Origin of the sequence: Achromobacter sp. HZ34 (assembly GCF_002209485.1) — a bacterium.
Taxonomy (GTDB): Bacteria; Pseudomonadota; Gammaproteobacteria; order Burkholderiales; family Burkholderiaceae_B; genus Bordetella_C.
This window is the reverse complement of sequence record NZ_NJIX01000004.1, coordinates 397,135-411,388: the sequence shown is the minus strand read 5'-3', so window position 1 is coordinate 411,388 and position 14,254 is coordinate 397,135. Positions and strand designations below refer to the sequence as shown.

6 protein-coding genes are annotated in these 14,254 nt (G+C 68.3%); 2 read left to right on the top strand and 4 right to left on the bottom strand.

Going from position 1 to position 14,254, the window contains the following annotated elements:
• Positions 1-49: 49 nt before the first annotated feature.
• The gene (locus CEY05_RS18380) at positions 50-2,068 is read left to right on the top strand and encodes a PAS domain-containing sensor histidine kinase (RefSeq protein ID WP_233161585.1); all 2,019 of its coding nucleotides are present in this window, start codon (positions 50-52) and stop codon (positions 2,066-2,068) included.
• On the opposite strand, the gene CEY05_RS18375 is transcribed toward CEY05_RS18380, so the two are convergent.
• Positions 2,023-3,312 (bottom strand): D-amino acid dehydrogenase, encoded by a 1,290-nt coding sequence (locus tag CEY05_RS18375; RefSeq protein ID WP_088596935.1) that lies wholly within the window; start codon positions 3,310-3,312, stop codon positions 2,023-2,025. The two genes, CEY05_RS18380 and CEY05_RS18375, sit on opposite strands and share 46 nt — an antisense overlap.
• 134 nt (positions 3,313-3,446) lie before the next feature.
• On the opposite strand from CEY05_RS18375, the gene CEY05_RS18370 reads away from it, so the two are divergent.
• Positions 3,447-3,914 carry a winged helix-turn-helix transcriptional regulator gene (locus CEY05_RS18370; protein ID WP_088596934.1) on the top strand — a complete coding sequence of 156 codons (468 nt, stop codon included), beginning with the start codon at positions 3,447-3,449 and terminating at the stop codon, positions 3,912-3,914.
• A 31-nt stretch (positions 3,915-3,945) separates the two neighbouring features.
• Here CEY05_RS18370 and recD read toward each other — a convergent pair whose 3' ends face one another.
• From recD to recC, 3 genes are read right to left on the bottom strand one after another with little or no spacing between them, the layout of a single operon-like run.
• On the bottom strand, positions 3,946-6,258 hold the full coding sequence (recD, locus tag CEY05_RS18365; protein ID WP_198952825.1) for an exodeoxyribonuclease V subunit alpha: 2,313 nt from the start codon (positions 6,256-6,258) through the stop codon (positions 3,946-3,948).
• On the bottom strand, positions 6,255-10,301 hold the full coding sequence (gene recB / locus CEY05_RS18360) for an exodeoxyribonuclease V subunit beta (protein ID WP_088596932.1): 4,047 nt from the start codon (positions 10,299-10,301) through the stop codon (positions 6,255-6,257). Before recB ends, recD begins: the two co-directional genes overlap by 4 nt.
• Complete coding sequence (gene recC / locus CEY05_RS18355; RefSeq protein WP_088596931.1) at positions 10,288-14,220, bottom strand: exodeoxyribonuclease V subunit gamma; 3,933 nt, start codon at positions 14,218-14,220, stop codon at positions 10,288-10,290. Before recC ends, recB begins: the two co-directional genes overlap by 14 nt.
• Positions 14,221-14,254: the final 34 nt, after the last annotated feature.

Sequence of the window (14,254 nt, the reverse complement as noted above, 5' to 3'; positions counted from 1 at the left end):
CCGGTTTACGCTAGACTTTGCAGCGGCAACCGCCGCTTTCCGAAAGACGATGACCCAAGACGTTCCCGCGCCGAGCAACCCCGCCATGCAGTTGAGCAACGACCAGCGCACCACGCTGCTGGTCGATGCCATTCGCGACTATGCCATCTACCTGCTGGACGCGAACGGCTACGTCAGCAGCTGGAACCCGGGCGCGGAGCGTTTCAAGGGATATACGGCCAGCGAGATCATCGGCCAGCACTTCTCCCGTTTCTACACCGACGAAGATCGCGCCAGCGGCCGGCCTGCCAAGGCCTTGCGCATCGCCGCGGAGACGGGCAGCTTCGAGTCCGAGGGCTGGCGCGTGCGCAAGGACGGCAGCCGGTTCTGGTGCAGCGTGGTGATCGACCCGGTGCGCGCGCCCGACGGCAGCATCATCGGCTACGCCAAGGTCACGCGCGACATCAGCGACAAGAAGGCGGCGCGCGATGCGCTCTATGCCAGCGAACAGCGCTTCCGCCTGCTGGTGCAAGGCGTGCGCGACTACGCCATCTACATGCTGGATGCGGACGGCTGTATCACCAACTGGAACACCGGCGCGCAGACCATCAAGGGTTATGGCGAAGCCGAAGTGATCGGCCGCCACTTTTCCATGTTCTACACGGAAGAGGACAGGGAGCGCGGCGAACCCTGGCACGCGCTGGAAACCGCGCGCACCAAAGGCAAGTACCAGCGCGAAGGCTGGCGCGTGCGCAAAGGCGGTGAGCGCTTCTGGGCAATGGTGGTGATCGACCCCATCCATGACGAGAACGGCAACTTCCTTGGCTATGCCAAGATCACCCGCGACGTCACGGAACGGCGCGAGGCCCAGCTGGAACTGGACCGCAGCCGCGACGCCCTGAACCAGGCGCAGAAGATGGAAGCCATCGGCCGGCTCACCGGTGGCGTGGCGCACGACTTCAACAATCTGCTGACGGTGATCCGGTCGTCGGCCGAGCTGCTGCGCCGCCCCGACCTGGCGCCGGAAAAGCGTGACCGCTTTCTGGCGGCGATTGTCGACACCGCCGCGCGCGCCGGGGAATTGACGCGCCAATTGCTGGCATTCGCCCGCAAGCAGCCGCTGCGTCCGGAGATATTCGATGTAACGCAGCGCCTGAGCGGTATGGAACACCTGATCCTGACATCGGTGGGGTCGCCGATCCGGGTCGAATTCGATTTGCCGCAGGGGCTGGACCACATCCGCGCCGATCCCAGCCAGTTCGAGACGGCAGTGCTGAACCTGGTGGTCAACGCGCGCGATGCGATGCCGCGCGGTGGCACGCTGCGCATCGCCGCGCGCAACACGGGCACACTGCCGGCGGTGCGCAATCATGCGGGCGCGCTGGGTGCTTACGTGGCGGTCAGCGTGACGGACACCGGCAGCGGCATTCCGGCGGAGCTGCTGTCACGTATCTTCGAGCCCTTCTTCACCACCAAGGGCGTGAACCAGGGCACCGGCCTGGGACTGAGCCAGGCCTACGGCTTCGCCAAGCAGTCAGGCGGCGAGGTCGACGTGCAGACGGAGCTGGGCGCGGGGACCACGTTCACGCTGTATTTCCCGCGGGCGCAGCCGGCCGACCGTGCTGACCTGCCCGCGACCGCCAGCGAGGGCGATGGCCATGGCACCACCGATGCCCCGCTGGTCGCACGCAAGGTCCTGCTGGTGGAAGACAACGAAGCCGTGGGCAGCTTCGCCAGCAATGTACTCACCGAACTGGGCGTGGAAGTGACCTGGGCCACGGACGGCGCCCGCGCGCTGGAAACACTGATCGGCGCGCAGGGCGCGTTCGACCTGGTGTTTTCGGACGTGGTGATGCCGGCCATGAGCGGCATCGAGCTGGGTGCCGCCATCCGCCAGCGCTGGCCCGGCTTGCGCGTGGTGCTGACCAGCGGCTACAGCCATGTGCTGGCCGAAGAAGGCGTGCGCGACTTCGAACTGCTGGAAAAGCCCTATTCCACCAGCGCCTTGCTGGCGGTGCTGCAAGGACGGCCGGTGGCCAGGGCTCAGGCCAGTGCCGCGGTCGCCGGCGCCTGGCGGGCCACCCCGTAGCGCGAAATATCCAGGCCGGACAGGGAGATCGCCGGCGGTTGGCCGGTAATCAGGTCGGACAGCAGCTTGCCGGACCCGCAGGACATCGTCCAACCCAGGGTGCCGTGGCCGGTATTCAAGAAGAGATTATGGAAGGGCGTGGCGCCGACCACGGGCGTGCTGTCGGGCGTCATCGGCCGCAAGCCGGTCCAGAATTCGGCCGCCGCCACATTGCCACTGCCGGGATAGAGGTCGTTGACCACCAATTCCAGGGTTTCCCGGCGGCGCGGATTCAGGCGCAAGTCGAAGCCGCCCAGTTCGGCCATGCCGCCCACCCGGATACGGTCGTCGAAGCGCGTCACGGCCACCTTGTAGGTTTCGTCCAGCACGGTGGAAACCGGCGCCTTGCCGGCGTCCGTGATGGGGATGGTCAACGAATAGCCTTTCACCGGATAGACCGGCAGGTGGATGCCCAGCGGCTTGAGCAGCGCCGGGCTGTAGCTGCCCAGGGCAAGCACATAGCGGTCGGCCTCCAGGATCTCATCGTCGACCTTGACGCCGACGATGCGGCCGTCGCGCGCTTCGATGGCACGGACCTCGGCGTTGTAGCGGAATTGCACACCCTGGCGCTCGGCCAGTTGCGCCAGGCGCACGGTGAACAGGCGGCAGTCGCCGGTTTCGTCATTGGGCAGCCGCAGGCCGCCGGCCAGGCGCGATGCGGCGGCGGCCAGCGCCGGCTCGGCCCGATGCAGGTCAGCCGCGGTCAGCAGTTCATAGGGCACCCGGTTTTCTTCCAGCACGGCGATGTCGCGCCGCGCGGCCTGCATCTGGGATTCGTCGCGGAACAATTGCAGGGTGCCGCCGGTGCGCTGCTCGTACTGGATGCCGGCTTCCTGGCGCAGCGCGCGCAGGCAGTCGCGGCTGTATTCGGCCAGGCGCAACATGCGCTCCTTGTTGATGGCATAACGTTCCGGCGAGCAGTTGGCCAGCATCGCCCCCATCCAGCGCAACTGGTCCAGCGTCCAGTCCGGGCGGATCGACAGCGGCGCATGGCGCTGGAACATCCACTTGAGCGCCTTCAGCGGAATGCCGGGCGCGGCCCACGGCGTCGAATAGCCGGGCGAGACCTGGCCGGCGTTGCCGTAGCTGGTTTCCTGCGCCGCGCCGGCCTGGCGATCGATCAGGGTGACGGACGCGCCTTGACGCGACAAGTAGTAGGCCGTGGTGGTGCCTATGACGCCACCGCCGAGAACCAGGACACGCATAGCGGAACACCGTGAAAAGAGGGAGTAGAAAGGTGTAGTCTAAGCACAGTCAAGCAGTGAATTTCACTGAAATCAGGCCTCTTACTGGGTAATATCCGGGATACCGACGTCACTTTTACGCCCTGGACAGTGAAATGCGCGAACTCGATCGCACCGACCTCAAAATCCTCGATATCCTGCAGCGCTTCGGGCGCCTGTCCATGACCGAACTGGCCGAGCAGGTGGGGCTGTCGGCGACGCCGTGCACGGAGCGCGTGCGGCGGCTGGAACGGGAGGGCGTGATCACCGGGTACCACGCCCGGGTCGACCCCAACGCGCTGGGGCGCGGCCTGCTGGTGTTCCTGGAGATCAAGCTGTCGGCCAAGTCCGGCGATGTATTCGAGAAGGTGCGCAAGGAGCTGCTGCACATTCCCGAAATCATGGAGTGCCACCTGGTCTCGGGCGACTTCGACTATCTGGTCAAGGCGCGCCTGAGCGAGATGTCGGCCTATCGCCACCTGCTGGGCGAGATGCTGCGGCGGCTGCCCAACTCGGCCGAGTCGCGCAGCTATGTGGTGATGGAAGAGATCAAGGAAAGCCTGTACCTGGCGCCGGATCGGTAAGGTTTGCCTGGCTGCCCGGGGCCGCCTGGCCTTACAGGGCGGCGTCCGCGGCCGCGCCATCGCCGCGTTCAGGGAACAGCCCGCTGGCGCGGCGCACCTGGCGCAGGATGCCCTGTTCCAGGACGCTGTCACCCCCCGGGCTGAGCAGGCTCAAGCGGCTGCGCGCACGGGTGATGCCGGTGTACAGCAGTTCGCGCGTAAGGATGGGGCTGAGACGTTCCGGCAGCACCACCACCGCGTGTTCGAATTCCGAGCCTTGGGATTTGTGCACCGTCAGGGCGTAGACGGTCTCCACCGATTGCAGGCGGCTGGGCGGCACCCATTTGATGCGGCCGCTACCGTCGCTGCTGGTGAAGGCCACGCGCAAGGTCGCGGGTGCGTCCTGGGCGCCGGCTTGGGCGACATTGGCGCCATCGAGCGCTGCCGCCGCGTGCGCGTCCGCGCCTGGCACCGGCAGGGTGATGCCGATATCGCCGTTCATCAGGCCCAGGGCATAGTCGTTGTGAGTGACGAGAACCGGCCGGCCGGCGTACCAGCCCTCGGCCTGGGTGATCAGCCGCTCTTTCAGCAACAACTGCGCCGTGCGCCGGTTCAGGCCCTCCACGCCCCATTCGCCGTTGCGCAAGGTCGCCAGCAACTGGAAGCGTTGATGCTGCCGCAGGATGGCCGCGGCCCAGGCGTCCAGGGTCTGCGGGTCGGTGTCGGCCGGCCCCTGGCGCAGCGTCGCCAGATAGGCGGAATAACCGTTCAGAACCAGCGCTGGAAAAGCGCGTTCGCACGCGGCGCCCACCAGCTTGCTGACGTCCTCGCCCGGGTTTTGCCAGAACATCCGCGCGGCCAGGACATCGCCGTCATTGACCGTCTTGGCCAGCCGGCCGATACCGCTGTCGGCGGCGAAGCGGTGGCTATGCCGCAGCATGACCACGGCCTGGTCCAGCGCGGCGCCTTGCGGGTCGATGCGCGGCTGTGGCAGCCGCTGGCCGCTGACCTGTTCCAGCCAGGCGCGCGTGGCCGGCGTGTAGCGGCCTTCGCGCGCGTGCACGCAAAGATCGGCCAGCACCGCGCCGGCTTCCACCGAAGCCAGCTGGTCCTGGTCGCCCAGCAGGATCAGGCGGCCGGCGGGCGGCAGCGCTTCCAGCAAGGCAGCCATGGTCTCCAGGTCCACCATGGACGCTTCATCGACGACCAGCACGTCCAGGGCCAGGCGGTTGTCGCGGTCATGGCGGAAGCGCCGCGTGCCGGGACGGCTGCCGAGCAGGCGGTGCAAGGTGCTGACCTTGGTCGGGATGGCCGCGCGCAAGGCGTCGGCGTCTTGCAAGGCGTCTTGCAAGGCGTCTTGCAAGACGTCTTGCAAGGCATGTCGTGAGCCGCCCTCCGCGTGATCCAGCAGACTGCTCAGCGCGGGCAGCCTTTGCACCGCGCCGGAAATGGATTCGCTGAGCCGCGCCGCCGCCTTGCCGGTCGGCGCGGCCAGGCGGATACGCAGCTGGCCCGGCGGCGTGGGGCCTGCGCCCCCCTGGGCGGTGCCGGCGCCCAGGGCCAGTGCTTGCAGGACCGCCAGCACCTTGACCACGGTCGTGGTCTTGCCGGTACCGGGTCCACCGGTAATGATGGTGAGCGCACTGCCGGCCGCCGTTGCGCACGCGATTTTCTGCCAGTCCACGCCGTCGTCGCCGACCTGCGCGTCCGCGAACAGGGTATCCAGGTACTGGCGCAAGCGCGCCGTGGGCAAGTCCGTCTGCAGCGCGGCATTGCGTTGCAGGCGTTGCGTGATGCCCTGCTTGATGTCCTGCTCGTACTGCCAGCAACGCCGCAGATAGACACGCGGCCGCGTGCCGCCGGCCAGGACCAGGGGCGTGTGGCCGGGGCCGGTTCCAACAAGGCGCGGATCGTCCAGGGCCGCCAGCCAGTCGTTCAGCGTCAGTTGTTCCAGCAGTTGTGCCGGATTCAGGGCGGGGGGCAATTGGCGCGCGGCGGCGGGCGCATCGTCGGGCGGCAGGGCCAGGGTCACGGCGGGATCTTCCAGGGCCGCCAGCAGATCCAGGCAGGCGTGGCCATGCCCTAACTGATGGCTGGCCAATACGGCCGCCAGGACGAGCCGTGGAGAAACGTCGGGGACTTCCCGCATGAGGAAATCGGCGAACACCACGTCGAGGCGGCGCAGCCAACGGCGCTCGACCCAATCCAGCAGGGTGGTGCGCAAGCGGGCCGCGTCGTCCAGTGGGGCAGCGTGGCGGCGGCTGGCCGCGCGCGCGCGGGAGGCTGGCGTGCCGGCCCTGGCGTCGCCGGACGCCGGACCGATGTGCAGGAGGGAATCGTCCAACGGTTCTGTGGGGCTCATCATGCAGCCTCTCGCTCGGGGCGCGCGCCGCCGTCGCCGTGGCCAGTGAACAGCGCGTCGAGGCCTTCGATCAGCGCGCGCGCGGGCCGGTCGACGTAGACGCCGCCGCTGGCCGCATGGCTGCCGCGCAGGAATAGATAGACCGCGCCGCCGATATGGCGGTCATAGTCGTAGTCCGGGATGCGGGCACGCAGCAGGCGGTGCAGGGCCAGCAGATAAAGCACGTATTGCAGTTCGTAGCGATGGCTGAGCATGGCGCCCAGCATGGCGTCGGCATCGTACGCGGCGTCGTCCGGTCCCAGGCGGTTGGACTTGTAATCGGCTACGTAATAGCGGCCTTCGAATTCGAAGACCAGGTCGATGAAACCCTTGAGCATGCCATTCAGGCGCGCCGGCGCCAGCGCCGCGCGGTCACGGCCTGGATGCACGTGCGCGCACACCAGCCGGTCGATGCGCGTGGCGGCGACGTCGTGCGCGGCGAACCAGAATTCCATTTCCGACACGCAGGCACGTGCATCCAGGTCGGCCAGGGCGACCGGGCCGGGCGCGGCGGATTGCGGCATTGCAGGCAGCGCCAGCGGCAGCACGAGGAAATGGCGTAGCCAGTCCGCCAAGGGGGGGGCCCAGTCTTCCCAGCCGCGCTCCTGGCAGCGGCGCATGACCGCGTCTTGCAGCGCGGCGGCGTCAGTGCCTGCCTGGCCGAAGCCTTGAGCGGCGGCCCATTCCAGCAATTCGTGAAAAAAGGTGCCAGCCTCGGCGCCGGCGGGGAAGCCGTGCAGCGGGCCGGCATTGCCCAGGCTCAATTGCATGGCCGCTGCGTCCGGCGCGATCGCGGCCGCCCCTGTCGACGAACGCGGCGGGCTTGCGCTGCCAGCCGGAACGAGGCCGACCGCCGCGAACGCATCCACGCCTGTGTCGCTATCGCCCGTCAGCGGGCCCGCCGCGGCTTCCACGTAGACATCTTCGGCCGCGGTGGCAGGTTCTTCCCGCAATCCGTTCTCCACCGTACGCAACGCTGAATAGCTGGCCACCCACCAGTGCTCGCGCACGCCACGCGACATCTGGCGGGCGTAGCCCTCCTGCGTCGCGCTGCGCGTGGCACGGTAGCTGGCGCTGCCGACCGTGTCACGCGATTCGGGCGCGGGCGCCACGGCGATATCCGGATGGTCGCCACGCCACTGTTTCAGGTCGGTGTCGAAGGCCGCCGCATTCAGCGGCTGGCCCTGCTTCAGCAGATAGCCCAGTGCACTGGCTTGCGCATTGGCGATGGGCGCGCAGCCCAGCCAGGTGGCATAGCGGGCGCGCGTGAGCGCCACGTAGAACTTGCGCAGGTCCTCGCCCAGGCGCTCGCGATCGGCGCGTGCGCGCGCGTCTTCGTCGGGCTCCAGGGTCACTTGCACTTCGCCATTGCCGTCGTGCCAGGCCAGGGGCAGGTCGTCCACGCCGACGGGCCGGAAAGCCATGGCAAAGGGCAGGAACACCAGCGGGTACTCCAGGCCCTTGGATTTGTGCACCGTCACCACACGCAGCAGGTCGGCGTCGCTTTCCAGGCGTATGGTCAGCGCATCGTTCTCTTCGCCTTCTTCGGCGGCCGCGCGCATTTCGGCCAGGTGGCGCAGCAGCGCGTGTTCGCCTTCGATCTGCACGCTGGCCTGCTGCAGCAGTTCGGCGATGTGCAGCAGGTCCGTGAGGGCGCGCTCGCCGGCGCTGGCCACGACCGTGCCGCCGCCACGCTGCCGCGCCGGCACGTCGAAGTCATCCATCAGGCGCCGCAGCATGGGCAAGACGCCCAGCGTGCGCCAATCGCGGCCATAGCCGCGGAACTGGTCGACGCGGCGATCCCATTCCCACTCGTCGCTGTTGAGGCTGTCCAGCGCGGCCCAGGACAAGCCCAGGGTGGGCGTGGCCAGCGCCGCGCGCAACAGGCGCGGGTCGTCCGGCTCGGCGCAGGCGCGCAGCCAGTGTTCGATGTCGGCGGCTTGCGGGCTCAGGTAGACGGATTGGTTTTCGGACAGGTAGACGCTGCGCACGCCGCGCTGCGCCAAGGCCTTGCGGATGACCCGCGCTTCGCGGCCGCTGTTGACCAGCACGGCCATGTCGGCCGGGCGCAATGGGCGCAGCGGCGCGGCTTCGGCATCGACGTTCGCGAAACCTGCGCGGCCTTGCTGGCCCAGGGCCATGAGACGGGCGATCTCGCTCGCGCAGGCGGCGGCCATCTGTTCGCGGTAGGCGCCGATGCCCACCGGCGAGCCGTCCTCGTCCCCGGCCAGCCACCAGGTTGTCAGCGCCGGCGCGGCGGCATCCTCGATCACCAGACGATCCGCGCGGCCGCGCGCCATCGAACCGGTGAACGGCACGGGATTGCCGCGCGCCGTGCGGAACAGGAAAGCGCCTTCACCTTCCGGACGATGTTCCGCTACCTCGAAGCAATGATTGGCCGCGGACACCATGGCGTGGGTCGAACGGAAATTGGTCTTCAGCGCGTACAGCCGCCCGGCCACCGCCGCGCGGGCGCGCAGATAGGTGTAGATATCCGCGCCGCGAAAACCGTAGATGGCCTGCTTGGGATCGCCGATCAGGATCAGGGCGCAATCCGTCGGGTTTTCCGCCAGCCGGTAGACCGCGTCGAAGATGCGGTACTGCACGGGATCGGTATCCTGGAATTCGTCGATGAGGGCGACCGGGAATTGCTGGCGCATGGCGGTCGCCAGCACGGCGCCGTTGGGTCCCGCCAGGGCGCGATCGAGCTGGCCCAGCAGGTCGTCGAAGTCCATCTGCGCGCGACGCGCCTGTTCCTGCGCATAGCGGCCGCGCATCCAGGCGGCGGCATGCTTCAGGATGTCGTTGCGTGCGTTCGGCAGCTTCAGTACCTGTTCGCGCAGCCCGGCAAGCGCGGCGCAGGCCGGATGGTCCGGTGGATCGCCCTTCCAGGCCTCGTCCATGCCCTCTGGCGACAGGCGTTGCCAAGCTGCGTCGGACAGCCCGGGCAGGGTGTTTTCCGGATCCTCACACCAGCTTTGCAGGATATTCAGCCAGCCGTTGTAGTGCTGCGCGCGGAACTTGCGCCCGTCTACTTTCTTCGCGGCAACGCCGGCGTCGAAGATATCGCGCAGTTCCGTGATCCAGGCGGGCCAGCCGGCCTTCAGATCGGCCAATGCCGCCATGCGTGTGGCCCGCGCCGTTGCCAGCAGCACGCTCGGGGTGCCTGGCGCTTCATCGCCGGACTGCACGCGAGCAGGCGTGGACGGCGGCGGGATGGCCACGGGCTTGGCCTGGACGCCGGCGGGATTCATCGGCTGATGCGTGCCTGCTTCCAGTTGGGGGGCATAGCGGAACAGGCGTGCGGCGTCCTGTTGCAAGGCGTCCGGGCTGACCCACCAGCCACGCAGTTCGCGCGCACCGTCGCTGTCCAGTCCGGCGATGAAGACACGCCAGTAGTCGCGCGCGGCCTCGGCGAGCAGGGGCGCGCTGTTCTGCTCCAGTGTCTGCTGGAACAAACTGTCGCTGTCGAAGGCGTGCTCGCGCAGCATGCGATTACACCAGCCGTGGATGGTGGACACGGCAGCTTCGTCCATCCATTCCACGGCCAGTTGCAGCTTGCGTGCGCAAGCGCCCCAGGCTTCAGGGGGATACTCCGCGCGCAGCTCATACAGGGCATCGGCACGCGCCGTCCGCGCGGCGGGGGCATCGGCATTGTCGTCTGCGTCTGCGTCAGGGTCAGCGTCAGCGTCAGCATCGGCATCGGCATAGGCTTGTTCGGGATCTTCCAGGAAGACCCGCGCCGCATCGGCCAGGCGCACGCGGATGCGGTCACGCAACTCCTGGGTGGCGGCATCGGTGAACGTCACCACCAGGATCTCGGGCGGCACCAGGGGCCGGCCCAAGCCGTCGTCACCGCCATGGCCCAGGACCAGGCGCACGTACAAGGTGGCGATGGTGTAAGTCTTGCCGGTGCCGGCACTGGCCTCGATCAGGCGGCTGCCGCGCAAAGGAAAGCGCAGCACGTCGAGTTCGACGGCGGTCGTATCGCGCTCAGGCCTGGCCATTGTCGTCTCCAGACCGGTTCGTCTTCTTCGGCCTGCTTTCCGCATAAAGCGCGGCGCGCATGGGGCGCAGCAGCGCGCGCGCCAGGGCCTGGAACTCGCCGCCGCGCGTCAACGCGGTGAAATCCGGATAGACCGCTTGCAGATACGCGCTGCGGTCGACTTCCCCTTCGGCCATGGGCGCCCCTTCGTACACCTTGCGGGCCTGCTGCCAGGCGATGGCGCGTGCGCCGGTAAGCGCCGCCGCTGGCAGCGCATCGTCGGGATCGTGCGCGAGGCCCGCTACCGCGCCATCCTGGTGGCGGGCCACTTCCGGACCTGCCCCCGAGTCTGCCGCCGCCACGGCGCCCTGGTCGGCTTCCTCGGGCAGACGGGTCAACCATTCGAAGGCCGCGCCCACGGCCAGCGGCAAGGGACGGCGCATGCCGGCTTCCCATGCGCCCAGCCACAGCGCCAGCCAGGCACGCGCACGCTCCGCCGCGACCGGTGCGAATTCGATATCGCCCGCCTTGCTGATCACCAGCGTGGTGATGGGCCTTCCGCTTAATTGCGCCGCGACGTGCGCGACCCAATGCGATACCACCTTGTCGGCGCGGTAGCGCCCTTTCGGAACCAGGCTGCTGCTTTCAAGGACCAGCCGGCACAAATCGCCCGCGGCATTGGCACGCAGGCCGCCCAGGTAGTCTTCCAGCGACAGCCGGTTGTCGCCCAGCGCCCAGGCTGCCGCCGTTGCCGTTGGAGGCGCTGCCGCAGCCCCGACTGCCGTGGGCGCCCCGGCCATGTCAGCCGCGTAGCGCCCCGCCGGCACGTCGAAGCGTATCGCCAACTCGCCTTCCACCGGATCGCGCCAGTTGGCCAAGGCTGCGGCATAGCGTTCCATCATCTCATCCAGCGGCGCGGCAAGATCGGCCGCGGCCAACTCACCGAAGGCGCCGGCAGGCAGTTCACCCGCGCGCATGCAGGCGGCCAGCACGTCATCGCGTGCCGGCGCCGAACCCGCGCCGGCTTCCAGCGCACGAGCCTGCGCCTTGATCAATCTGTCCTGCAGTTGCCACGTCTCCAGCGCGTCTGGCGCGAAGGGCTCGATGTCTTCGGCAACGACGTCTTCGGCGTTGAAGCTGACCTGCAGACGTTGCCGGAAGAAGGCCTCGACGGGGGCTTTCAGGAAAGCCGCCAATTCGCGCAGCGACAGCGGTTCCTCGCGCACCAGGGGTGGCAAGGGATCGAGCCTGGCCAGGGACCCGGCGGCGAACTTCGCCTCGGGCTCGGCATCGAACGCGCCGGCGCGACCGCGATCGTCATCACGACTGCCATCGCCGCGGCAATCGCGCGCACCCGCAACGGCGTCCTGCCCCCATTCCCGCGCGTACGTGAACAGCGTGGACCGGCGCGGATCGGCCGGGAAATAGTCCGGGCTGAAGGGCTGCAATCGGTGCTCCACGGTCAAGGCCGCGGCCACGCCACCCGCGTGATCGGCGCTTGCGCCATCATCCTCGTCACCGTTGACGCAGTCCAGTTCCCAGCCCGCATCCAGGTGGTCGCGCAACTGGCCCACCAGTACCGATGGCGGACGCGGCGTGTTGTCACGCACGCTGCGGCCTATCCATGAGACATACAGGCGATCGCGCGCCGACAGCAGGGCTTCGAGGAACAGATAGCGGTCGTCTTCACGGCGGGAACGGTCGCCCGGCCGGTAATCGCGTCCCATGAGGTCGAAGTCCATGGGGATGCGCACACGCGGGTAGTCGCCGTCGTTCATGCCCAGCAGGCACACGTGGCGGAAAGGAATCGCACGCATCGGCATCAGCGTGGCGAACGTCACCGCGCCGCCAAAAAAGCGCTGCGTCAGTCCGCCTTCGTCCATGGCCGACATCCAGTGCTCGCCCACCACCGCCAGCGGCAGGGGCTCGGTCACCTGGGCTTCGGCGCAGATCTCCAGCCAGGTCTGCAGTTGTCCCCGCAGTTGGCGCAGCACCAGTCCATCGACGCTGTCGTCTTCCTCGAAGAAGGCCTGCAGCAGTTCGCGCAGACGTTCGCCCCAGCGTTCCGGACTGGCCGGCTCGGCCAGTTCGCGCCACCAGCTTTCCAGCGCCGCCACCAGTTCGGCCAGGTTGCCGAGCAAGGCGGCATCCAGGCCGCCCACGTCGCCATAGGGCTCTATGCCTTGCCAATCGCCGCCGCGCGCGCCCACCGCATAACCCAGCAGCACGCGGCGCAGGCCGAACAGCCAGGTATTGGGCGCCGCCGCCGTGTCGGTCCCGGGCAGGCCCAGGGACCGGCGTTGTTCGTCGTGCAGGCCCCAACGGATGTTCGCGCCGCGCATCCAGTTGTGCAGCAAGGGCAGCTGGTCTTCTTCGATGCCATAGCGGCGCCGCAGCGCCGGCACTTCCAGCAGGTCCATCAGGTCGCTGACGGCGAAGCGGGCGTAGGGCAGCTGCAGCAGGTGTTCAAGCGCATGCAGCAAGGGATCGACGTGGCGTTTGCCGCGGTCGGCCAGGGTATAGGGAATGGCGCGCCTGTCGTCGGCTGGATATAAGCCGAAGACCGCCTGCACATGCGGCGCGTAGGCTTCGATATCCGGCACCATCACGATGACGTCGCGGGCGCGCAAGGTGGGATCCTCGTCGAACGCGGCCAGCAACTGGTCATGCAGGATTTCCACTTCGCGTTGACGGCTGTGGGCGACGTGAAAGCGAATGGAGCGGTCTTGCGTGGGATCGACGGGCGGCCACAGCGCGCGGCTTTCCTTCAAGGGACGCAGGTCGCGGATGTCGTCCTGCAGTTGCCGCAGCAAGGTAGCGTCTTCATCCGCCACCGGCTGGAACAGGTCCAGCCGTTGCGTGTAGTCGCTATAGCGGGACAGGAAAGCTTCGCGCGCCTCCTGGCTGTCATGCTCGTCCAGCAAGCCGATGAAATCGCGGCCCTGCTTGCCCCAGGCCGCCAGCAGCGGATGGGCATGCAGATGCAAGGCATCCTCGCCGATGACGGCAGGCGCGCCGGCGCGGCGGGCTTGCCGTGCGTGGCTGGCGCGCAGCAGGTCCTTGCCCTCGATGATGTCCGCCCAATAATGCTCGCAAGGATTGCTCACGCACATCAGCACCTGGGTCCAGCGGGCCAGCACGGCAAGGACCTCCAGGGACTGGCGCGGCAAGGTCGAGATGCCGAACACCACGATGCGGCGCGGCAGGTCGGGCGGCGCGGTGTCGCCCAATTGCTCGGCACGGCGCATGAAAGCGGCGTGGACGGCAGCGCGGCCGTCAGAGGACGGCGCGACGTAGCTGGCATTGAACGCGGCACCGGCCGCTTCTGCTTGCGCTGCCTGCGCCAGCACATCGTCCAGCAGGGCGCGCCACAAGGCGGCCTGCCAGCGCTGGGCGTCGGGCAGCGGCAGCGCCGGGCCACGGTCGCGCGGCAGGACGTCCTGGCCGCGCGACCAGGCGTCCAGCCAGTCGGCGCGATAGACCTGGTACTGGTCGAACAGATCGGCCAGGCGCTCGGCCAGCTGATAACGTTTGCGGCAATCGTCGTCGCGGCGCAGGAAGCGCTGCAAGGGCGCGTATGCCGGCTGCTCCATCACTTGCGGCAGCAGGCGCAACAGACGCCACATCAGGCGGGGCTTGTCGAAGGGGGAGACTTCGGGCACGGCCTGGGTGCCCAGCACGATACGGTAGGCGCGCCACAGGAAGCGCGAAGGCAGCAGGAAATCCAGCCCCGCCGCGATGCCGCTGCCACCATCGGCCGCGTCCGCCGCCAGGGCCAGCTTCAGCCACTGGGCGATGCCGCTGCTCTGCACCAGCACCACTTCCTGCTCCAGCGGCCCCAGAGGGTGGCGGTCCAGCCAGCCGACCAGCACATCACGCAGCGACTCGGACAGGTTGCTGTGAATGACGATCAGGCCGGACGGCAGCGGCGTGGGGGTCATGCGGATTCGGTCATGGAGAGTCGAACGGGCTAGC

What these genes read in the sequence shown, in the direction of transcription:
- recC (WP_088596931.1), bottom strand. Translation starts at nt 14,220, where the DNA reads ATGACCCCCACGCCGCTGCCGTCCGGCCTGATCGTCATTCACAGCAAC.
- recB (WP_088596932.1), bottom strand. Translation starts at nt 10,301, where the DNA reads ATGGCCAGGCCTGAGCGCGATACGACCGCCGTCGAACTCGACGTGCTG.
- CEY05_RS18375 (WP_088596935.1), bottom strand. Translation starts at nt 3,312, where the DNA reads ATGCGTGTCCTGGTTCTCGGCGGTGGCGTCATAGGCACCACCACGGCC.
- CEY05_RS18370 (WP_088596934.1), top strand. Translation starts at nt 3,447, where the DNA reads ATGCGCGAACTCGATCGCACCGACCTCAAAATCCTCGATATCCTGCAG.
- recD (WP_198952825.1), bottom strand. Translation starts at nt 6,258, where the DNA reads ATGATGAGCCCCACAGAACCGTTGGACGATTCCCTCCTGCACATCGGT.
- CEY05_RS18380 (WP_233161585.1), top strand. Translation starts at nt 50, where the DNA reads ATGACCCAAGACGTTCCCGCGCCGAGCAACCCCGCCATGCAGTTGAGC.